Raw genomic sequence first — 21,265 nt, 5'->3', positions numbered from 1 at the left:
TCAGAGACCACGGCCCACCACGGGGACAGGTTCCCCGCACCGGAATTCTAGTCACCCGACCGGAAAATCTGTCCCGCCGACGGCAGGTGTCACCCCCGAGGGCGGCCCGGCCGGCGTCGGTCGGCCCACCGAGGAGCCCGATCGGCGACCCGGGGGCCGTTGCCGCGCGTTGCTCCGGCCGGGGACACGGCTGCTCCGGCCGGGGGAACAGCCACTCGGGCCGGAGGTCCGTGCGAGCGGTGGCCGGGTGGTTGGCGGTCGTGGTCGGGCGTCGACGGTGGTGGCCGGCGGTCGTGGTCGGGGGCGGCTGCGGCCACCGCCGGGACTCCGGGTGCCGTCGGCCCCCTCGCCCTCCGGGTGCCGTCCTCGGATCCCCTCGCCCTCCGGGTGCCGTCCTCGGATCCCCTCGCTCTCCGGGGAGCCTCTCGCCGTCACCCCGCTCCCCGCCGCGAACCGACCGCCCACGGGCCCACCCCGTCCGGGGCCGCCTCTGCGCGGCGGCGCGGGGGAGACCCGGCCCTCCCCGGGCGTCGCCGAGGAGAGGCGGGGAGCCATGAGGACGTATGAGCATGAGGGGGAGATGGCGGATCTTCGCGGACCGTCCAGGCGCCTCGCGGTGCGGGCGGGCCAGTGGGGCCCGGTCCCGTGATTGCAGCGCCGAGCCGGACGGCGGTTCGGCGCTGATCCCTCACCGGCTGTCCCACCCGTGGCCGCTCCCAGGGCCACCCCCGAGACCGCATGCGGGGAAGGCCGGGCCGGGCCCCGAGCTGCACACGTGGGGACGCGACGGCCCGGCCCGGCCTCCCTCTGGCCGCAATCTGCCACGGCCCCGGGCGGGCCGCCCGCCGGAGCGGCCGAACGGGCACGGAGGCACGAGACCGGTCCGACGCGCCCCGTACGCCCGCTTCAACCGCATATCAGAGCTTCCGAGCGCTTTATCCCCTGTTCGGGTCCATACTCGGAGCATGAGCACGGCAACGTATGAGTTCCTGGCCGCGGGCCAGGACGTACTGAACGTGGTCGCGGCCTTCATCGGCGGGCTGGTCGTGGCCGGTGCGCTGATCTGGGCCGTACGGGTCGGCATGCGAGTCATGGACACGGAGGAGCACCGTCCGCGTCCCGAGGAGCAGCCGAGGCTGCCGGACGGCGGCGCGGTCCGTGAGACGCGGGAGATGAGGGAGCCCGACGAGGTGCCCCGCTCCCAGGACGGCGCGCGCATCCTGCCCCACGAGTTCCACCGCTCCCCGACGAGAACGGGCAAGGACCAGACCCCACGGCGTTGGAGTCCCGGGTCCAGCGGCGGCTTCGGCAGCGGAGGCCCCGGACACGTGTGACGGACGACGGGCCCTCGAACGGGGCGACGGACCGCCCACGACGAACCGCTTCACGACGGACGGGCGGCCACGGAGGCCGTACGGCCCACCCGGAGCGGACGGCGGCGGGCGCGCCGCCGGGCCGTGGGGCCCGTGCGCGTCGAGCGGCGGAACGGTGCCGCCGAAGACGGCGCCCGGCCCCGGTCGCCCCGCGGGTGCAGGCGACCGGGGCCACGGTGGAGCAGGCCCTGAGCCGTCCGGCGCCCAGCGGCTCAGAGCTTCCGGCTCAGCGGCTCAGCCAGGCGGTGGTGTCCGGGCCCAGGCGGCCGTCCACCAGGGGAGCGCTGGTCAGCAGGATGTCCCCGGCCGGCAGGTCGACGGGGTCGGCGGACAGGTTGGTCACGCAGCGCCAGCCCTCGGACCGGTCGAACTGCAGGACACCGGGCGGGGTGTCCTCGGCCCAGGTCAGGGTCTCGTCGACGGCGAGCTTGCGGCGCAGGCGCAGGGCCGTCCGGTAGAACTCCAGGGTCGAGCCCTCGTCCCCGTCCTGGGCCTCGACGGAGTACGCGGCGAAGCCGGGCGGCTGGGGCAGCCAGGAGCCCGACGCGCCGAAGCCGAACGAGGGGCCCGTGCGGGTCCACGGCAGCGGCACCCGGCATCCGTCGCGGCCCTTGCGGACCCGGCCCGTCTGTTCCCAGACCGGGTCCTGGAGGACCTCGGTGGGCAGGTCGGCGACCTCGGGCAGGCCGAGTTCCTCGCCCTGGTAGACGTACGCGGAACCGGGCAGCGCCAGCATCAGCTGGGTGGCCGCGCGGGCCCGGCGCAGTCCGGCCTCCGGGTCGACGGCGGGGGCGTGGCCGCCCGACAGCAGCCAGGCGTTCTCGTCCGTGCCCGGCGGCAGCATGAGGCGGGAGGCGTGGCGGACCACGTCGTGGTTGGAGAGCACCCAGGTGGCCGAGGCACCGACCGTGCCGGCCGTCGCGAGCGAGTCGGTGATGACCCGGCGCAGGGCGTCCGCGTCCCACGGGGCCTGCAGGTACTCGAAGTTGAACGCCTGGCCGAGTTCGTCCGGGCGCGCGTACAGGGCACGGCGGGGGTCGGGGATCCACGCCTCGGCGACCGCCGCCCGGGGCGGGGAGTAGGTGTCGAAGAGGGCGCGCCAGTCGCGGTAGATCTCGTGCACCTCGTCGCGGTCGAAGAAGGGGTGCGTGCCGGGCTCGAACCGGTGCAGGGCCTCCTCCCGGCTCAGCTCGGGCGCGCCGAGGTCGCGCAGCGGCTCGCTCAGGTCCTTGACCAGGGCGTGTGCGACGTCGATCCGGAACCCGTCGACGCCCCGGTCGGCCCAGAACTTCAGGGTGGTGAGGGCGTCGTCGCGGACCTCCGGGTTGTCCCAGTTGAGGTCCGGCTGTTCGGGGGCGAACAGGTGCAGGTACCACTGCCCGTCGGGGACGCGCTGCCAGGCGCTGCCGCCGAAGAGGGACTGCCAGTCGGTGGGCGGCAGCTCACCGCTCTGCCCCCGGCCGTCGCGGAAGACGTACCGGTCGCGGGCGGCCGAGCCGGGGCCGGACCGCAGCGCCTCCTGGAACCAGACGTGTTGGTGGGAGGTGTGGTTGGGGACGATGTCGACGATCACCTTGAGGCCGAGCCGGTGGGCCTCGGCGACCAGCGTGTCGAAGTCGTCGAGGGTGCCCAGACGGGGGTCGACGTCGCGCGGGTCGGCGACGTCGTAACCGCCGTCGGCCAGCTCGGAGGGGTAGAACGGGCTCATCCAGAGGGCGTCCACGCCCAGGGCGGCGAGGTGGCCGAGGCGCTGGGTGATGCCGCGCAGGTCCCCCAGACCGTCGCCGTCGGCGTCGGCGAAGCTGCGCGGGTACACCTGGTAGACGACCGCCTGCCGCCACCAGTCGGGGCTGCGGGAGGAGAGGTCGGGGGCGACGTCGCGGGCGGGCCGGGGCGCGGTGGGGTCGGGCAGGTCGGAACGGTCGGTCACTCGGGCTCCTCCAGGGTCGCGTACGGGGCACCAGGGGGACATCTGTCCACAACGTCCTGAATGTGAACGTCCGGGCGGGGCGGAAACATTTCCTCGCCACCCCACCCGGCACCCCGACGCCCTGGCTTTCCGACGCCCCGATGCCCCCGGCTTTCCGTCGCCCCGGCGCCCCGGCGCCCACACGTCCCGACCCGTGGTCGGCCTCATCACCGCGCGTCCCGGCCACTCCCGGCCACCCCCGGCCGCCCCGGGCAGGTCCCTAAGGCCGGTTTCCGGTCCCGCCGCCCTCCACCGTCGCCAGGTACAGCCGCACGTACCGCTCCACGTCGACATCGAGGGCGACATCGACGAGGGCCTGTTCGCGGGTGCCCTCGTGGAGTTCCGCCTCGCCGACGCGGGGGCGGCGGTCCACGATGGTCTGCCCCCGGGAAGGCCCGGGGGCCAGCGACACCTCCACGGGCAGCCGGTGGGTGGTCAGCCCCGCCGGGTCGGCCACCGCGCACAGCGCGCCCGCGTCGCCGAGACCGCCCGCGTCCTCGTCGGGGTCGTCGGGCCGGCTGCCGGGCGTGGCGGGGCGGTGGGCGAGCAGGTCGCCGGCCAGCCGGGCGCCCGGCTCCGCGCTCGCGCGCAGCCGTCGTACGTCCGCCGCCGGGACCACGACCCGGGTGAACACGTCCAGCCCGTACATGGTGATCGGCACCCCGGCGGTGAGCAGGACCGCCGCCGCCTCGGGGTCGTGCCAGACGTTGAACTCGGCCACCGGGGAGGCGTTGCCGCTGCCCGCCGCACCCCCCATGAACACGATCCGCTCGATGTTGCGGACGACCTCCGGGTGGGTCCGCAGCAGGAGGGCGATGTTGGTCAGCGGGGCGGTCGGCACCAGGGTGACCGGCTGCGGCGAGGCGAGGATCTCGCGGCGCAGCAGGGTCACCGCGTCCACCTCGGCCGGTGTGCGGCGGGGCGCGGGCAGGCCGAGGTCGCCCATGCCGTCGTGGCCGTGGACGTGGCGTGCCGAACGGGGGGCCTCGATCAGCGGGCGTTCGGCTCCGCGGGCGACCGGGACGTCGGGGGCGCCCGCCTGTTCCAGCACGGTCAGGGTGTTGCGGACCACGCCGTCGACGTCGGTGTTCCCGGCCACGCAGGTCACGGCGCGCAGGTCGATCGCCGGGTGCCGTACCGCGAACAGCAGCGCGAGGGCGTCGTCCACCCCCGTGTCGCAGTCGATCATCACCGGGGTGGGCGGCGGGACGTGGGTCACTGCGGGTCCTTTCACCGTGCGCCGGTGCTCCGGAGGTGCGGGCGGCTCCCCGCCCCGTCCGGTGCCCGCGCGGCGGCCTTCCGTTCCTGGCATGGGGGGCGGGCGCACCCGGGCGGGGTGTGCCGCGTCCCGTCCGCGACCCTACGCGGGGGCCGTGCCCGGGGGACGGGGACGGAGGCGGGGACGGGGACGGGTAGGCCGACACCGCCGGGGCGCCCGGGCCCCCACCGGGCGCCGCCGGGGTGCCGTGAGCGGGCGTGCGCGGTGCCCGGCCCGGGGCCCGCCGGGGCGGCGCGGTGCCCGGCCCGGGAGCGCTCACCCGGACGGACCGTTCGCGCTGGTGGGGGTGGCGGGGCGGTGGTGCCGTAGGGGCAGGTGTCCGACTCCGGACAGTCCGTCCCCCCAGGAGACAGCCGATGACCTGTGCCCCGGCCGCCGCCCGTGCCGCTCTCGTCGCCGCCGCGTCGGCGACCGCCCTGCTGACGGTGACGGCCTGTTCCGCGGGCGGGGACAGCGCGCCCCGGGCCGTCGCCTCCCCGCCGGCCTCGGCCGCCGCGCCGGCGGCCGAACAGCCCACCCCCACCGGTCCGTCCGCACCGTCGGTGCTCACCGCGGAGCAGGTACGGGCCGCGCTGATCACGGAGACCGACCTGGGGGAGCCGTGGACGCCGACCCGGGGTGCCGCGACCTGGCGGGACGGGCAGCTGAAGGCGACGACGCAGGACCCGGACTGCCGCCGGCTGCTCGACGTCCTGTACACGGAGGACCTCTTCGGCGAGCCGACCGGCCCGCGCGCCGCGGTGGCCCTCGACGACGTCCACCACGACGCGCAGTTGCGCTACCAGGTGGCCGCGCACGCGTCCGCGGAGGTGGACCGCACCCTCGCCTGGCTGGTGTCGCTCCCGCAGCGGTGCGAGCGGTTCACGGCGACCTCCGCGAGCGCGGGCCGCCAGGAGGTGCGGGTCGAGGAACTGCCGCTGCCGGAGGTGGGGGACGCCCGGGCGGGGCTGCGGGTCGTCCTGGCCGGCGGGACACCGGACGGCGAGGAGACCTACCTGACCGTGGACCTCGCCGCCGTACGGGTCGGCGAGGAGACCATCACCCTCACCAACGGCGGCCCCGGCGAGGTGATGCCCGAGATCACCCAGGCCGTGGCCCAACTGGGCACGGAACGGCTCACGGAGATCCGCCGACAGGGCCGCCTCCGGGTGTGACGGCGGGGCCTCGGGACCAGGGCTCGCGGCGCCTCCGGGTGGGACGCCGGGCCCGCGGCTGCCATCGGGGCTGACCGGGCCGGCCCGGAACCGGCAGGCGAGCCGGGACGGAAGGGCGAGACCGCGCTCCGGGCCGGCCGGGGAGCCGCCGGGCGGAGCAGCCCGAGCCGCCGGAGCCGCCGGCCGAGAGGCCGGGGGCGGAACCAAGCCGAGAGCCGAGGCGGGCCCGGAGCCGGGGTGGGCTCGTCAGGCGAGGCGGTCGACGGCCTCCTTGGCCTCCCTCAGGTCCGCTCCCGTCGCCTCCCGGTAGACCTTGACGGCCTGGATCTTCTTGCCCTCCCGCAGGAGCGCGGTGATCTCGTCCCGCCTCGGCAGTTCCTGCTGCAGGCCGAAGTGGTCCAGCATCAGGTCGAGTTTGCGCTCCACCCGGGCCAGTCGGCGCTCGGTGCGGGCGATACGGCTCTGGATGCCCGCGGCGCCGATGATCACCACGCAGGCCAGGAACGGGATGAGTATGTCCATGACGGAAACCCTAGGGCTCGGGACGCGCGCCGTCGTCACCTCAGGGCGGGTCAGCGCGAGTCAGCGCGGGGCAGGGCGGGGCAGGACGCGTCAGGGCGAGTCGAAGCGGCGGCGGTGGGCCACCACGTCGCCGGCCACGTCGCGCGCGGTGCGGCCCTGGACGAAGGCGTCCCCGCGCAGCCGGGCCAGGGCGTCGGCGGCGCCGACGCCCAGCTGCGCCATGATCATGCCGACCGCCTGGTGGATCGTGTCGTGGTCCGCGGCCAGGCCGCTGAGCCACGGTTCGCTGCCCCGGTACTCGTCCTCCTCCCCGTGCGGCAGCGCCATCAGCGCCACCGTGATCATCCCGGCGGCGAGCCGTGCCACGCGCAGCTGGCCGTCCGTGAGGGCGCCGGGGGTGCCGCGGTACAGGTCGAGGGTGCCGACGCACAGCCGGTCGCTGCCCAGGGGGAGGGCGTGGACGGCCCGTACCCCGGCCGCGACGGCCTGCTGGGCGAAGACCGGCCAGCGGTTCCTGCTGCGGGCGGACTCCAGGTCGGCGGCGAGGACCGGCTCCCCGGTCCGCAGCACCCACTGGCAGGGTCCGTCCCCGAGGGTGGCCTGGAGCTGGGCCAGGTACGCGGCCCGGGAGCTGCTGGCACCGAGCGGGACCGGCATGTCCTCGGTGCGCAGCGACGCGCTGGCGCCGTCCACCGGCAGCAGGCCCACGACGACGGCGCACAGCCGTCCCGGGACCTCCTCGGGCCCGGCCCCGTGCACGCCCGCGGCGATGGCTTCGGCGGCCCGCTCGTACCCGCCGCGGTCCGGCCCTCCGGGGCGGCCCGACAGGGAGCCGCCACCAGGGTCGTCCCCGGACCGCACGGCGGCACCGCCTCCCTCGGCTCGTGATGGGCCTGAATCAGCATGGGCGAGAATCAGCGGGGGCCTGCGTCAGCAGGGGCCCGATTCAGCCGAAACGAGGCCCGACTACCCGGCGGCCCCGTACCGAAACACCATGCGGAATGACCGAGTCCGCATCGTGATCAGAGGGCCGGCTGGGCGGGTGCCGGGCCGAGGGTCGTGGTGCCGGGCGCCGTGCGGTGCCCGAGGCCCGTGCGGTAGGCGTCCAGGGCGGCCTCGACGCGCCCGCCGCGCCGGAGCAGGTCCCCCAGGAGCCGGCACAGGTCGGCCAGGTCACCGAGCGCACCCGCCCGTTCCAGCAGGCTCATGGCCCGCACGTAGTGCTCCTCGGCCCGCTCGGTGTCGCGCGCGTCCTCCGCGATGATGCCGAGCAGGCGGTGCGCCGCCGCGGCGTGGACGGCGCCGCGTTCGGGTGACAGGCCGCCGAGCACCTCCCGCAGGAGATCCGCGGCCTCGTCGGAGGCACCGCGCCGGTGCAGGACGTCGGCCAGTTCCACGGTGACCTGGCTGCTGTACAGCGAGGCGCGGCGGGCCGACAGCATGCGCAGCGCCTCGCGCAGTTCCGCCTCGGCCCGCTCCAGCTCGCCGTTCTGCGCGCAGACGTAGCCGCGCATCCAGTGGCAGTTGGCGAGTTCGGTGCGCAGGTGCAGCCCGCGGTACAGCTCGGCCGCCTTGGCCAGCGAGGCGTCCGCCTCGGCGAGCCGGCCCTCGGCGAGCAGGGTGCGGGCGACCGACCGGTGCATGCGCGCCACCAGCGCGGGGTCACCGGACCGCGGTGCCAGCGCCAACGCGAACTCGGCCGCCTGCGCGGCCCGGGCGTGCGCCCCCATGTCCATGTAGGGGCCGATCGCGCTGGCGTAGAGCAGCAGCAGCGCGTCCGGGTCGTGGAGGCCGCCGCGGTTCAGCTCGTCGAGGGTGGATTCCAGCAGGTAGACGGCGTACCGCAGTTCGCCCGCCAGGTAGTGGGCGACGGCCCGGCCGCGCAGGGCGGGCACCCGGGCGGGCAGCGGGGCCCCGGCCAGGCACGCCTCGGCCCGTTCGAAGAACTCCCGGCCGGGGACGAGGTCGCCGGTCTCCAGCGCGCACTCCCCGAGGCCGAGCAGTGCGGCGGCCTGTTCCTCGGCCAGGGCGTGCCGCTCCGCCGAGGCCAGCAGCGCGGTGAACTGCTCCGCGGCCGCGTCGGTGTCCCCGGCGGCCAGGACGCGCTGCGCCTCCGTGAGGCCGAGCCGCAGCTCGGTGACGAGCCGGGCCGGGCGGCCGGTGGCCAGTTCGTCGAACGTCACGCCCAGCCGGCCGGCGAGGTGGCGCAGGGCGTCGTCGGAGGGCCGGACCCGGCCGGACTCCAGGGTGGAGATGTAGGCGGGGGTGTAGACCGGCTCCGCCAGCTGCCTCTGGGTCAGCCCGCACGCCGTGCGCAACTGCTGCACCCGGCGCCCGATGGTGCCCGGATCGTCCCGCTCCCCCACGCCCAACTCTCCTTGTGGCTCTTGCCGTTCGAGTCCGGCAGGCTCTAGGTTAAACGCCGGATTAACCATGGTTACCCCATCGCTGTAGTGAGGTCGCCGTGCAGGCACACACCCGCACCGTCGAGCGGTACGCCCGTGGCGTCGCCGCGGCCGTCGCCGCCGTCGCCGCGCTCGTCCTGGCCTCGGTCACCGGCCCCACCTCCGACACGGCCCAGCCGGATCCGGACCAGCAGACCACCGCCCCGGTGGAGGCCGCGGTCCGCTGACGGTCCGCCGTTCCCCCGGGGCTGCCGCCGCCCCGCCCCTGAAGGCTGCCCCTCCGCACCGCCGTCGATCCCCGTGACGCGCCCGTACGTACGTCCGTGGCCCGCCCCTGCCCCGCCCCTCTCCCCGAGCGGGCCCCGACTCCGCGCACTCGGGTCGGACGGGGGCCGCCGGTCCGTTCCGCCAGGGGTCACCCCGACAGCGCCTCGCGCAGGGCCCGGTCGAGGTGGGCGGCGAGTTCCTCCGCGTCGGGCGGGTCGTCGCCGAACAACGGGCCCAGCCGGGCCGTGAACGTCTGGGTGAACGCCCCGTACAGCGGTGTCCTCGGCCGCTGCACCGCCTTGCGCAGGGCGTCCAGCAGGATCGTCCGGGCGTACGCGGGCCGCCCGGCGGCGTCGCGCGGCACCGGGTCCGCGCCCTCCCCGGCGCCGGGCGCCGACGGTGAGGCCGGGGCGGAGGGGACGGTGGCCGTGGTGCAGCGCACGCCGTCGTCCTGGTAGGCCGAGACACGGGTCGCCGCGAACCCGGCGTCCAGCAGGCACCGTTCGCTCTCCTCGCCGGTGAGGAACCGGATCAGGTCGGTCGCGCTGCGCGCCCGCGGCGACGACGAGGTCACCGCCAGGTTCTGCCCGCCGAGCACCGCCCGGCCGGGCAGCGGGGCCACCCCGAGCTGCTCCTCGGTGAACGTCCGGTGCAGCGCCGGGTGGACGGAGGGCCAGTGCCGCAGGAAGGCGGTCCGGCCCTCGGCGAAGTCGCTCAGGGAGGCCGCCTCGTCGGACTGCACGGCGTCCGCGAGCGTGTACGGCCGCCCGGTGCGCCGGCCCAGCTCCTCGATGCCGTCGGCCAGATCCTCCACCGTTCCCGTGTAGCGGCCCTCCCCGTCGACCAGGGAGAAGTCCTCCACCGCCGACGCGAACGCCTCCACCGCGTTGACCGTGCGTCCCTCGTACGCGGCGAGCTGGGTGGTCCAGCCCTTGTCGTAGGCGTCCTCGTCGAGGCGGCTGTCGAGGGTCTCCACCAGGTCCCGCACCGCGGACCAGGACGTCAGGTCGACGCGCCGCACTCCCGCCCGTTCCAGGTAGTCGCGCCGGTAGTACAGCAGGCCGACGTCGCTGTTGAACGGCACCGCGTACACGTCGCCGTCCCACCGGGCGGTCCCCGCCACCGACTCGATGACGTCCTCGTCCACCAGCTTCCCGGGCAGCCTGCGGATCAGGCCCGCGGCGGCGAACTCCGGCACCCACGTCACGTCCAGGTTGACCACGTCGTACGCGGCGCTGCCCGACTGGAGGGCGCCGAGCAGCTGGCTGCGCTGCTCGTCGGCGCTGCCGGGCAGCTCCACGAGCCGCGCCTGGTAGTCCGAACCGGTACGCCGCTGCTCCTTGTTCCAGGCGTCGATGAGCTGCTGGCGGATGCCGTTCTTGCCGGTGACGTCCCGCCCCCCGGCGACCACGATGGTGCCGGGCACGTCCCCGCCGGAGGGCACGGCCGGCGGCCGGCCGTCCCCGCCCGCCGTGCAGGCCGCCGCCATCAGCAGCGCCGCCGACAGCGCCGCGAGCCGTCGGAGCATCAGCCGTCCCCCGTTCCGGTCCGTGCGACCTCGTCCTGGAGCGCCGGGCCCAGGTCGTCCGCCGTGTCCAGGCAGCGCCCGCCGCTCGCGTCGGCGATCCGCCGGTCCGGCCGGTCCGGATCGCAGCCCGCGTTCTGCAGGGACACCACCGTCACCGGCACCCCGGCCGTCCCCGCCCGGTCGAGCACCTCGCGCAGCCGCTCACCGGTCAGCCGGTCGTGGTCCTCCCCGTCCGTGATGTGCACGATCAGCTGCGGCCGTTCGTCGTCGCCGCCGCTCCGTTCCATCACGTCGAACGCGGCGAGCAGCGCCGCGTGCGGATCCGCCTCCGCGTTCTGGACCTCCGCCCGGAGCATGACGGTCCGTTCGGCGTCGGCACGCCGGTGCCGGGCGAGCGGCAGCACCGTCCGGTAGGGCTCGTCGCCGCCCCCGGCCACCCCCCACACGCCGTACACGTCCCTGCCGCCGAGCCCGCCCAGCGACTGCCGCAGCAGGCCGGGACCCCCGCTCGGTCCCTCCCACAGCCGGCCCATCGAACTCGAGCTGTCCAGCAGGAACAGCACCCGGCCGGGGCCGCCCACCTCCCGGTACTCGGCCAGCGCCCGCTCCATCGCGCGCTGCCCCGCCGACTCGTGCAGCGGGCTCGGCGCGTGCAGCACGCCGTCCCGCCGGCGTTCCCCGCCGAGCAGCATCCGGTCGTCCGGGTCCCGGAAGCCCGCCCGGGTGAACTCGTCCCGGCCCTGCGGCCCGGCCAGCCAGGCCCGGAACGCCTCGGCCGCCGCGTCCCGCACCCCGGCGTCCCGGTCGCCGTCATGCCAGCGGACCCGGACGAACGCCGGCTCCATCCCGGGCACGTCCTCGGGGTACTGCGCCATGCGGGGCGCGCGTGTGTTGCTGTCGCAGTCGACGCCGCTGATCAGGAGGAACTCCGGGACGAGGGCGGCGGTGCGGTTGTCGGTCGCCTTGTCGTCCGGGAGGGTGCACAGCAGTTCCCCGGCCGTCGGGGAGGGCGGTCCCGGCTGGGCGACCAGCCGCTCACCGCGGGCCGCGGCCCGGGCGTCCTCACCGTAGAGGCCGACGGTGGCGAGCAGGCCGACGGCGGAGAACTCCGGGTCCGGGCGCCGCACCGCGGCGTCCTCCTGGCGGCGGGTCAGCTCCTCGATCATCTCGGTCAGCGTCCTCCCGGTGCGCTCTGTCTGGGCCTCGCCGGCGAAGTGCTGCGGCACGGCCAGCACGACGGGCGAGTAGGCGAGCGGTTCGCCGACCGTCTCCAGGGCGGCGACGGCGTCGGTGTCCTGACCGTCCACGACCCGGGCGACGTCGGCGCCGGAGGCCGGGATCCACACGTCGGGCTGCGGACCGATGTCGCGCTGCGGATTGGTGTCCGCGTCGCGGGGCTCCTGCCACAGGCCGGACTGGCTGCTCAGCGCGTGCACCACGTCGGCGGCACCCGCGCTGTGCACGGTGACGCCGGCTCGCCGGCAGCCGTCACCAGTGGTGTTGTCGGCGGAGGCGACGAACGCGTCGGCGGCCGTCCGCAGGGTGGGCTCCAGGTCCGGGCCGGTCAGCACCCGCAGCTCCACCGCCGGGGCGCAGAGGGCGTCGTCGGCGGCGACGAGCCGGAACAGACCGTACCCGCCCGCGCCGAGCAGCACCGCCCCCAGCACGGCGGCGAGCACCAGCCTGCCCAGGCCCCGCCCGCCGGGCGCGCCGGGGGGCGACGGGGCGAGCCGTTCGAGGACCCGGGCGCGCCCCGCGCGGAGCACGGCAGCGAGACGGACGGCGATCCGCGCCCGCCTCCGGTCCCCCGGGTCGGACGGCGCGTGCGTCCGGCCCCGGAGCGGGCCGTCCGGCGGATCGTCGGGCGATGTGCCGGGAGGCGGGGCGGGGGGCGACGGGTCGCCGGGCGGCGGGGTGACGGGCGGATCGTCGGGGTCGGGCGGGGTGGGGGGCGACGGGTCGCCGGGCGGAGGGGCGGGGCGCGACGGGCCGCCGGGCGGCGGGGTGACGGGCGGATCGTCGGGGTCGGGCGGGGTGGGGGGCGACGGGTCGCCGGGCGGCGGGCCGGGCGACGACGGGTCGCCGGGCGGAGGGGTACCGGTCGTCGGCGTCGCCGGCACCAGCAGGACGTCCATGTCCGGCTCCGCGCGCCACTGCGGTTCCCACCGCTCGTCGCGCAGGGTGCGGTGCCGGCCGGTGGTCATCCGCTCCCGCAGCCGTTCGGACACCTCCCGGAAGCCCGCCTCGCCCGGTTCGTCGAGGAGGTCGGCCAGGGCGGCGGTGCAGGGCGTCGGCGTGCCCGGATCGCCCGCGTCGACACGGTGGTTGGCCTGCACGCTCATCAGCAGCAGCACCCGCCGCTTGTCGTGGAAGGTCTCCCACACCCAGGCCGCGTTCCCCGCGAAGCAGCAGTCGAGGATCACCACGATCCGCCGGGCCGGGCTGGTCGCCAGGACGGTCAGCACCGTGGTGACCATCTCGGCGCCGGGGAACACCGCGTGCCCACCGGCGACGACCCGCGCGTTGTGCATCTGCAGGAACAGCTCGTCCCCCGCGCTCGGGATCGCCCCGTGCCCCGCGAAGTAGAGGAGCAGCACCCCCCGGGCCTCCTGCGCGGCGTCCATGAGCAGCTGCCCGAACGCGTCGAGGGTCGGCGAACGCGCGACCTCGATCTCGTCCTCCGTGAACAGCCGCCCCCGCGCGAGCACGTCCCGCATCCGGGTCACGTTGTGCTCGACGGCAGGGAGGTCACCGGACACGCCGTGCGGCGGATCCGTGCTCTCGTATGCGGACACACCCACCAGCAGGGCCCGGTTGGGCAGTCCGCGCGGGTCGAAGCGGGACACCGGCCTACCTGCCGTCGAGGTCCACCGGTTCGACTCTGCCCTCCGGCGGCTCACCGTCCTCGACGTCCCGCCGGTTGGCCCGCCAGGCCGTCACCGCGCTCTTCACCTGCTCCAGCAGTTCCGTGAAGACCACGCCCGCACCGGCCCCCACGACCACCAGGACGATCTCCATGCCGGCGCCCATGGGGGCGCCCTCCTCGTCCGTGCGGTTCTGCTGGAGGATCAGTAACTCGCCGGCGCGCACCCGTTCGTGCAGCGGTGTCTCCCGCTCCAGCCACTTGTGCAGCGCCCCGACGTCCCTCTCGCTCGCCGTCCCGTCCAGTCGCACCCGTATGCGCGCGTCGGCCACACCGTCCCCCTCAGCCATGACGCACCATCATGGCACCGCGCGTGCCGGGGAGGGAGGGGTCGGGCGCTCCTCGCGCACCTCGGACGCACTGGTGCACCACCGGTCGGCGCCTCCCGGAACTAACCTGTGTGCGCCTCCCGGGACATGGTTCGGCCGGCCCGGCCCCGGCACCGCTCGGCGGCCCGTCCGGGCCCGGCTCCTCGGCGGGTGGGCGAGGGGCGTCCCCTCGGCGGGTGGGTGCGAGGCGTTCCTGCGGCGGGTGGGCGAGGGCGTCCCCTCGGCGGGTGGGCGCGAGGCGTTCCTGCGGCGGGTGGGCGAGGGGCGTTCTTGCGGCGGGTGGGCGTGGGCGCCTCTTCGGCCGGCGGTCATGGCACCGTCCCCGCCCGGCCGACCGCCCTGGCCGGCACCCCGTCAGCGCTGCTGCTGCATCTCCTGCGTCCCCCGCGGCGGCTGCGCCTGCTCCGGCTGACCCGGCTGACCCGGCCGCCGCGTCTGCCCCGTCAGCCCCGTCTGCTCCGTCTGCTCCGCCTGCTCCGTCCGGTGCATCTGGTCCAGGCGGGCGAGGCGGCGCCGCACGTGGTCCAGGGCGCCGGTCCGCCGGCCGGGTACGACCGTCCGCAACCCGGCGAGCGCCGGGCCGAGTTCCCGCGCCCGGTGCGGGTCGTCGATGCGGCCCCACTGGTGGTGCGCGCGGTCCACGGCCGCCTCGACCCCGGGGGCGTCCGCCGGCTGGCCGGCGCTCAGCCGCGCGCTCGCCACCGCGAGCCAGGTGCGGCAGCTGCGCGCCGGTTCCCCGGCCAGCATCGCCAGGTCCGCCCGTACCTCCGCCCAGTGCAGGGCCTCCTCGGAGGCCGGTCCGTGGGCCAGGGCGGCGGCCCGCTCGTGCCGGGCGGCGAGCGCGTCGGCGTCGCCGTGGCGGCCGGAGCGCGCGGCGGTGGAGACGGCCGCGTGCGGGTCGTCCGGCACCGTGCCGGGCCGGACGGGCGCCAGCTCCAGGCCGGGGTCCGTGCCGTCGGCGGCGATCCGGGCGAACGCCAGCCGGTGCAGCTCCTCCTCCGGCGGGCGCCGGCCGCTGCGCAGGATCGTCGCGACCGCCGTCATGTACGCGGGGGCGGCGACCGTGCGGCGGCCCGGCGCCGGGGCGATCCGGCCGTGGACGGCGCTGTGCGGGCCGCAGTCCAGGGGCGACCGGCGGCCGGGCGGCAGCGGCGCGCACAGCGTCCGCCGGGTCTCGGCGTCCGCGTGCAGGTCGAGGACCAGGGTCGTCGCGCCCGCCGGCCGCAGCCGCAGTTCGTCCCGGAACCAGTGCCAGGGCAACGCCGTGTAGCGCACGGTCGCGGGGGTGGTGCGGGCCAGCGCCAGGTGCGGAAGCCGTTGGCGCCGGTCGAGGTGCAGCTGGCCGGTGACGTAGACGGTGAGGGGTCCCGGCGCCGCGGCGGCGGCCCGCAGCCGCGTCAGCACGGCCTGCGGCTCCAGCGGGTCGGCGAGTTCGATGACGTTCACGGAGCCGGTGCCGGTCGCGGACAGCACCGCGGGCGGTACGGCCGCCAGGACGGGGAGCACGGACGCGGCGTCCACCAGCCGCCCCCGGCCCAGCGGCGAGGCCGCCAGCAGCAGCACGGTTCCGGGCACGGTCGCCTCCCCCTGTCGATCACCCACGGGCAGCACGGTAACCGCTGCGCCCCTCACGGGGGACGGGGACGGCGAACGTTCCCCCACGGGGCGGGACGCCACGGGCCGGACCACTGTCCTTGGTGACGTTCCGGTCCAGATGACGGCCAGGAGGGACAGGTCCCGGGTGAGTCGGTCGACCACGGGCGGACAAGTGGCCGATCACAGCGGCGCGCACGTCCTCGCCTTCGAGGTCGCCGGTGTTCCACCAGGGCCGGGCCGCCCCCGCAGCGACCGGAGGGCGATGCGGAGGACAGCGCGGAGCACCTCCTCGGCGCGCTCCGGAAGCTCGACGAGCGCCTCGACGGCCCACGGAGACTGCCGCACCGTCAGCCTTGGCCCCGTCCCGCTCGAAGGATCACCCTGCACGCCTTGCGCCGGCGCGGGTGAGGCCGGCCCGATCGTGTGCCGTGGCTGCCGTCTGCGGGAGACAGGGCGCGCCGCAGCACATTGTTGAAGGGGTGAAGAGGTGCCGCTGAGGGGAACTTGAGGTTCCTCAGCGTGAAGATCAGCCATTAAATATCGACCATTTGCCCGTTATGGAAGGCCAGAAGGGCCTCCGGTGAGGGATCGGTGACCTTCGTCCCGTTTTTTCCCATCGGGCGGTTCCGGCCACTCGCCGAACGCGCCTGTCGGCCGAGCCCGGTACTGATTACTGTCCCTCTCGCCTCCAGCGTTCCTGGAGGCGCGGGCGAGCAGTCCGCCTCACTCCCGGGAGACCCCGTTGCGTCGCACCCTGTGCACCGCTGCCGCCCTGGCCACGCTGTTCCTCGCCGGAGGCTGCTCCGACGAACCCGAGGCGAAGCGTCCGAGCCCCACCGCTCCGACCGCTTCCGCCGGCAGGCCCACCCCAGCGCCCGCCACACAGCCGCCCAGCTTCGAGCTGCCCGAGAACGCGCGGACCCTGGTGGCCGAGACCACCGGCGACACCGACCGGAACCTGCCCGCCTTCACCCCGCAGGAGGGCGCGTACACCCTCTACGCGACGTGCGAGGGCAAGGGCAAGGTCTCGATCATGGACCGGGACAGCAGCACCCCCCACCCCGTCACGTGCGACGGGGTCCACACCGTGGGCGTCGTCCACGGGGACAAGAAGCCTCAGCACCTCACCGTCCAGGTGACCGGCGGAACCTCTGTCTGGAGGATCGCGGTGGTGTCCGGGAACCACCAGTCCTGACAAGGCCCTCGCCCAGGGCACGCGTTCCCGTCTCCGGCCGGCCGCCAGGCCCTGGGCCCCGGCCGGCCCGCACGACGATCTCGCGCCCGTCGCGCGCACCGTCGTGACGGCCCGGCGGTCGGCGAGCATCCGGGGCGCGTCCGTGCGGCCGGCGAACCCGATCACCCGGGCCGACCGGGCTCGTGACGGGGAGCGGTCCCCACCAGGCGTCGGCAGCGGGACGCCTCCGGCGCACCCGCACCAGGCCGACCGGAGCCGGTACGGGCCGCCGTCGGTCGAGGGCCGCCGCCGGGTGTCGGAGCCGTCGACTTGCCCGCGGGGCCCGGCCGGTGTGCCCTGGAAGGCGGGGGCGAGGAGAGAGGAGTGCTCCGATGGCTCATGCGGCACCCAGGTCCAGGGTCAGGGGCAGGGGCAGGCCCGGGACCGAGCGGACCGGCACACCCGACGTCTTCAGCGAACGGACCCACCGGATGGCCCGGATCGCCGTCCCCGTCGCCCTCGGGCTGGTCTACGGCTACTGGGCCGCCGCCAACGTGCGGTACGGCGGGCCCATCACCGGTGGGAACGTGCTGTTCGGCTTCCTCACCGCCCTGGTGTTCATCGTGCTGTTCCTGGCCGTGCAGGCGGTCGCCCCGCGTCTGAAGCGCGAGGTGCACGCGGCGCTGTGGGGCGCCTTCACCGCCGCGTCCATCGGCTTCCTGGTCAGCACCACCGGTTTCAGCGTGCTGTGGTCCATGTGGCTCGGCCTGGCGTCGGGAGCGGGGCTCGGCGCGCTGCTGTTCTACCGCTACCACTCCCGCGAGGACGCGGCGGGGCGCCGGCGCCCGTGAGCAGCGCGGGCGGCGGAGCGGCGGTCCGCTCCGGCCGGGCCCGGTGGCCCGGGACGGTGACCCCAGGCCGGTGACCCCAGGCCGGTGACCCCGGCCCGGCCCGAGTCCAGCGGCTCGGGCCGGGCCGAGGCACGGGCGGACGGGCGGGTGGCGCGCGGACGGGGCCACCGCGGAGGCCGACGGGGGCACGGACGGACGGACCGGCGGACAGGCGGACGCGCGCACAGGGTCACGGGGTCACGGGGTCACGGGGTCGGCGCGACCGGTGTCCGCGGCCGCCCCATCACCCGTTCGGGTGAAGCATCCCCTCCGTCGCCCGTACGGGCCGCCCCCGTGCACCCGTCTGCGGGCCCTGCGCTCGCGGAGCCGGCCCCGGCCGCCTTGCCTGGAGGGGTGTCCGCCTCCCCCGTCCCGCCCGGCTCCGGCCCACGGGCGACCGACCCCGCCGCCGCCCGACCCACCGGCCCGACCGGACCCACCGGGACCGGCGGCCCGCACGGCCCCGGCGGCCCGCGGCTGCGCAACGCCGTGTCGGCCGTGCTGACCGCGCTGGCGTGCCTGCTGCTCCCCTGCGGCGCCCTCGCCGTCTGGGCGTCGCACGGGCTCGCCGACACCGGCCGCTACGTCGGCACGATGGCACCGCTGGCCGCCGACCCGGATGTGCGGGACGCGGTCGCCGACGCCGTCGGGGACGGGGTGGTGCGGGAACTCGGCGCGGAAGGGTCCCCGGCCCTGGGGGCCTTCGTCCGGGAGGCGGTGCGCTCGTTCACGCACACCGAGGCGTACCGGACGGCCTGGGAGGCGGGGAACCGTGCCGTCCACGACGCGGTCCTGCACGCCGTGCGCGACGACCGGGCCGCGCCGGGACCGGTCACCGTCGACCTCGCCCCGGTCGCGGCGGAGGTGAAGGCGCGTCTGGTCGCCGACCGGGTGCCGTTCGCCCGGAACATCCCGGTCGAGCACACGGAGGTCGCGGTGGTTCCGGCCCGTGACGTCCCCGGTCTGCGGAAGGGGTACCAGGTGCTCGACACGGCCGCCCTCTGGCTGCCCCTGTCGGCCGTCGCCCTCGCCGTCGCGGGGGTCGCCGTCGCCGGATGCCGCCGTCGTGCGCTCACCGCGACCGGGCTCGGGGCCGCGCTGGGCGGTGCCCTGCTCGGTGTCGCCGTGGTCGTCGGCCGCCACCTCACCCTGGCCGACCTGCCCGAACCGATCCACCGGCCCGCGGCGGGCGCGGTCTACGACGCCCTCACGGCGGGCCTGCGTACCGCGTCCTGGCTGCTGGTGGCCCTGGGGGCGGGCGTGGCCCTGCTGTCCTGGCTCGCCGGGCACCGCCACCGCCTTACCGGCGGGCGCCGCGCGCAGGCCCCGGACGGCACCGCCCCCGCACCGCCCGCCCCTCCGCCCCGCGCCCGGGTGTGAACCCGGCACCACCGGACGGCGCGCGCGGCCCCGCCGCTCGCCCGCACGCCGCCACCGCCCCCGCCCCGTGACGCGACCCCGGCGACGCGCGACGCCGGTGACGCGGCCCCGCCGACGCGGCCCCCGTGACGCGACCACCGTGGAGCCACCCCGGTGACGCGACCACCCGCCACGGAGCCGTCGCCCGCGCCGCCCCGCCGCGCAGCGGTCGCCGCGTCGTGCGAGGCAACCCCGGCGCGCGCTCCGCCGTCCCTGACATGAGGGAGGATGCGGACACCCCACCGCGAGCGGAAGGCCGGACGTTGGACACTGCGACTGCCGAGTGGACCGCCGACGACGAGGCGGCCGACCGCCGCAGCGGGCGGCGGCGTTTCCGCACCCGGTGTGCGGCGCTGCTGTTCGCCGGGGTCAGCGTGGTCGTCGGCTGCCGGGTGGCCGACACCGACGCCGTCACGCCCGTGACCCAGCTCCTGGCGTTCCTGCCCTGGCTGCTCGTGCCCACCGGTCTCGGTCTGCTGCTCACCCTGCTCGCCCGGTGGTGGACCGGGCTGGCCTGGGGGATCGCCGTGCTGGGGCTGCTGGCCTGGTTCATCGAGCCGTACGGCAAGAGCGTGGAGCCCACCGGCCGGCCGGTCGCCTCCCTGCGGGTGCTGACCTCGAACGTGGAGTTCGGGCGGGGGACCGGTCCGCTCGTCGAGGCGGTGCGCCGCGAGAAGCCGGACCTCGTGTTCGTGCAGGAGTGCGACCCCGGTTGCGAGGCGCGGCTGGGGCGGGACCTGGCGGACAGCCACCCGCACCGCAGCGCCGTCTCCGGCGGTGGCTCCGAGGGCTCCGTCATCCTCAGCCGCCACCCCCTGCGGGACGCCGATCCGGTGCCCGGCACCATGGGCATGCCCGCCGCGGTCGCCGACGTCGACGGGCAGGCCGTGCGGCTGCAACTCGCCCATCCCATGCCGCCGTTGCCGGGCCAGACCGAGCTGTGGCAACGCGAACTGGGGCGGTTGCGCGAGGCCGCCGCACGCGACCGGACGACCCCGGCCGTGTTCGCCGGGGACTTCAACGCCTCGCAGGACCACGCCGCCTTCCGCCGCATCCTCGACGCCGGTCTCAGCGACGCCGCCCGGCTGGCCGGCGCCGACCGGACGCCGACCTGGCCGGCCAGGACCATGCCCGCGTTCGGCGCCCAGATCGACCACGTCCTGGTCACGGAGCAGTTCGCGGCGCACCGCGTCCGCTTCCTGGACCTCGCCCGCACCGACCACCGGGCGGTGCTCGTCGACCTCACCCTGCACGAGGGCCGCTGACGGACGAGGAGCGGGCCGCCCCCGCGAAGGGGACGGCCCGCTCCCACCGGCTGCAGGTCGGGTCAGGTCAGGTCAGGTCACCGCGCACCGTGCGGATCCGTACGGGCGACCGCCGGCCGCATGTCGGGCCGCCGGGCCCCGTCGACGGGCGACGTGACCCCAGAGCACTGACCCCTGGCCGCTGACCACTGACCGCATGAGGCACGCCCCGCCCGGTCAACGGGCGACCATGACCCACGTACCGCCGTGCCCGGACAACGGACGACCGCGACTCACGCGCCGCCCCGCCCGGTCAACGGGCGACCGTGGCCGACGCGACGCCGTGTCCGGTCAACGGGCCGACTTCGCCAGGCCCTTGTCCGTCACCTCCGCCATCGCCGCGGCGAGGCCGTTGGCCCACAGCTGGTTCACCCGGGACCGCTCCGCCGCGTTGGGGTAGGCGTTGGTGCAGGACGGACCGGGGCCGCCGCCGGACATCAACTCGCTGCACGGGCCGGAGTAGTTGTCCCGCAGCCCGAGCACGTGGCCGGTCTCGTGCGCGGTCACGCGGGTGGAGTCGTAGGTCTGGTTCTGCCGGTAGTCCAGGAAGATGTACCCCCGGCCGTGGCCGTCCGTGGACGCGTACGAGCCGCGCGGGTCGTTGCCCTCCCGGTAGGAGAAGTCGGCCCCCGAGGTGCCCGCCTGGAGCTTGACGTTGGAGACCGAGCTGTTCCAGATCTGCGTGCTGCGGGCTATCTGCGTGGCGAACGACGGGGCCCGGGAGGCGTTGTAGACCACCGTGACGGCGGCCGCGCTCTTCGGGTTCGCGGCCCGCTTCTCGGCCACCGACCGCAGGACGGCCTCGAAGAAGGCCCGGTCGGCGCGGGCCTCGGCCTGCGCGTCGGCCTCGGCGGCGGGGCCGGCGGAGGGGGACCCGTAGGCGACGACCGGCGCGCCCTCGGCGGTGGGGGTCGCCGAGGCCGGTCCGGCGGTGCCGAGACCGAGGGTGGCCAGGCTCAGTCCGGCGGCGGTGAGAACGGACAGGGGCATGCGCAGGCGCATCGGTGACTCCTCGGGGTGGGGGGATGAGTCAGACACCGTGAGTGTCCGTGTCCGTACGGGCGTTGTGATGATGGCAACCGCCGATAGGACCGCCCTATCCCTCTCCGTCCCCACCTGCCCCGGCATGCCCG

Annotated in this window: 17 protein-coding genes; 7 read left to right on the top strand and 10 right to left on the bottom strand. The window is 76.2% G+C overall.

What is annotated here, in order from left to right; genetic code table 11:
• The first annotated feature begins 965 nt into the window (after positions 1 to 965).
• Positions 966 to 1,334, top strand: coding sequence for a DUF6479 family protein (locus tag AC02VZ_RS11545; RefSeq protein WP_432057633.1), 369 nt, complete (start codon positions 966 to 968; stop codon positions 1,332 to 1,334).
• Between the two features lie 265 nt (positions 1,335 to 1,599).
• On the opposite strand, the gene AC02VZ_RS11540 is transcribed toward AC02VZ_RS11545, so the two are convergent.
• Positions 1,600 to 3,303 carry a glycoside hydrolase family 13 protein gene (locus AC02VZ_RS11540; protein ID WP_476475296.1) on the bottom strand — a complete coding sequence of 568 codons (1,704 nt, stop codon included), beginning with the start codon at positions 3,301 to 3,303 and terminating at the stop codon, positions 1,600 to 1,602.
• A gap of 259 nt (positions 3,304 to 3,562) precedes the next feature.
• Positions 3,563 to 4,531, bottom strand: a complete 969-nt coding sequence (locus tag AC02VZ_RS11535) for a nucleoside hydrolase (protein ID WP_432057649.1) — start codon at positions 4,529 to 4,531, stop codon at positions 3,563 to 3,565.
• A gap of 446 nt (positions 4,532 to 4,977) precedes the next feature.
• On the opposite strand from AC02VZ_RS11535, the gene AC02VZ_RS11530 reads away from it, so the two are divergent.
• Complete coding sequence (locus tag AC02VZ_RS11530) at positions 4,978 to 5,775, top strand: hypothetical protein (RefSeq protein WP_476475295.1); 798 nt, start codon at positions 4,978 to 4,980, stop codon at positions 5,773 to 5,775.
• A gap of 246 nt (positions 5,776 to 6,021) precedes the next feature.
• Here AC02VZ_RS11530 and AC02VZ_RS11525 read toward each other — a convergent pair whose 3' ends face one another.
• The 3 genes from AC02VZ_RS11525 to AC02VZ_RS11515 all read right to left on the bottom strand — a co-directional run bounded on the left by AC02VZ_RS11525 (position 6,022) and on the right by AC02VZ_RS11515 (position 8,663).
• Positions 6,022 to 6,297: a hypothetical protein gene (locus AC02VZ_RS11525; RefSeq protein ID WP_432057636.1), complete on the bottom strand. Its 276-nt coding sequence runs from the start codon at positions 6,295 to 6,297 to the stop codon at positions 6,022 to 6,024.
• Between the two features lie 90 nt (positions 6,298 to 6,387).
• Positions 6,388 to 7,158 carry a GAF and ANTAR domain-containing protein gene (locus AC02VZ_RS11520; protein WP_476475294.1) on the bottom strand — a complete coding sequence of 257 codons (771 nt, stop codon included), beginning with the start codon at positions 7,156 to 7,158 and terminating at the stop codon, positions 6,388 to 6,390.
• A 161-nt stretch (positions 7,159 to 7,319) separates the two neighbouring features.
• The gene (locus AC02VZ_RS11515) at positions 7,320 to 8,663 is read right to left on the bottom strand and encodes a helix-turn-helix domain-containing protein (RefSeq protein WP_432057638.1); all 1,344 of its coding nucleotides are present in this window, start codon (positions 8,661 to 8,663) and stop codon (positions 7,320 to 7,322) included.
• 98 nt (positions 8,664 to 8,761) lie between these two features.
• Between AC02VZ_RS11515 and AC02VZ_RS11510 the strand changes: the two genes are divergently transcribed.
• A complete protein-coding gene (locus tag AC02VZ_RS11510; RefSeq protein ID WP_432057639.1) occupies positions 8,762 to 8,929 on the top strand; it encodes a hypothetical protein in 168 nt (55 codons plus the stop codon).
• Between the two features lie 188 nt (positions 8,930 to 9,117).
• Here AC02VZ_RS11510 and AC02VZ_RS11505 read toward each other — a convergent pair whose 3' ends face one another.
• The 4 genes from AC02VZ_RS11505 to AC02VZ_RS11490 form a co-directional block, all read right to left on the bottom strand.
• Positions 9,118 to 10,497 carry an extracellular solute-binding protein gene (locus tag AC02VZ_RS11505; RefSeq protein ID WP_476475293.1) on the bottom strand — a complete coding sequence of 460 codons (1,380 nt, stop codon included), beginning with the start codon at positions 10,495 to 10,497 and terminating at the stop codon, positions 9,118 to 9,120.
• Positions 10,497 to 13,343, bottom strand: a complete 2,847-nt coding sequence (locus AC02VZ_RS11500) for a vWA domain-containing protein (RefSeq protein ID WP_432057641.1) — start codon at positions 13,341 to 13,343, stop codon at positions 10,497 to 10,499. Before AC02VZ_RS11500 ends, AC02VZ_RS11505 begins: the two co-directional genes overlap by 1 nt.
• Positions 13,344 to 13,347: 4 nt before the next feature.
• Positions 13,348 to 13,710, bottom strand: coding sequence for an effector-associated constant component EACC1 (locus AC02VZ_RS11495; RefSeq protein WP_432057642.1), 363 nt, complete (start codon positions 13,708 to 13,710; stop codon positions 13,348 to 13,350).
• A 393-nt stretch (positions 13,711 to 14,103) separates the two neighbouring features.
• Positions 14,104 to 15,324 (bottom strand): hypothetical protein, encoded by a 1,221-nt coding sequence (locus AC02VZ_RS11490; protein WP_432057650.1) that lies wholly within the window; start codon positions 15,322 to 15,324, stop codon positions 14,104 to 14,106.
• Positions 15,325 to 16,087: 763 nt separating this feature from the next.
• Here AC02VZ_RS11490 and AC02VZ_RS11485 point away from each other — a divergent pair.
• The 4 genes from AC02VZ_RS11485 (at position 16,088) to AC02VZ_RS11470 (ending at position 20,093) form a co-directional block, all read left to right on the top strand.
• Positions 16,088 to 16,540 (top strand): hypothetical protein, encoded by a 453-nt coding sequence (locus tag AC02VZ_RS11485; RefSeq protein WP_432057643.1) that lies wholly within the window; start codon positions 16,088 to 16,090, stop codon positions 16,538 to 16,540.
• 371 nt (positions 16,541 to 16,911) lie between these two features.
• Entirely contained in the window at positions 16,912 to 17,370 is a 459-nt protein-coding gene (locus AC02VZ_RS11480; RefSeq protein WP_476475292.1) for a hypothetical protein, read from the top strand.
• A 516-nt stretch (positions 17,371 to 17,886) separates the two neighbouring features.
• Positions 17,887 to 18,789, top strand: coding sequence for a hypothetical protein (locus tag AC02VZ_RS11475; protein ID WP_432057080.1), 903 nt, complete (start codon positions 17,887 to 17,889; stop codon positions 18,787 to 18,789).
• Between the two features lie 302 nt (positions 18,790 to 19,091).
• A complete protein-coding gene (locus AC02VZ_RS11470; RefSeq protein WP_432057025.1) occupies positions 19,092 to 20,093 on the top strand; it encodes an endonuclease/exonuclease/phosphatase family protein in 1,002 nt (333 codons plus the stop codon).
• Between the two features lie 330 nt (positions 20,094 to 20,423).
• Here the strand turns inward: AC02VZ_RS11470 and snpA are convergent, their stop codons facing one another.
• Positions 20,424 to 21,134, bottom strand: coding sequence for a snapalysin (gene snpA / locus AC02VZ_RS11465; RefSeq protein ID WP_432057026.1), 711 nt, complete (start codon positions 21,132 to 21,134; stop codon positions 20,424 to 20,426).
• Between the last annotated feature and the right edge of the window lie 131 nt (positions 21,135 to 21,265).

Source organism: Streptomyces sp. 3-6 (assembly GCF_056323165.1).
This window is presented reverse-complemented; position numbering and strand designations above follow the sequence as displayed.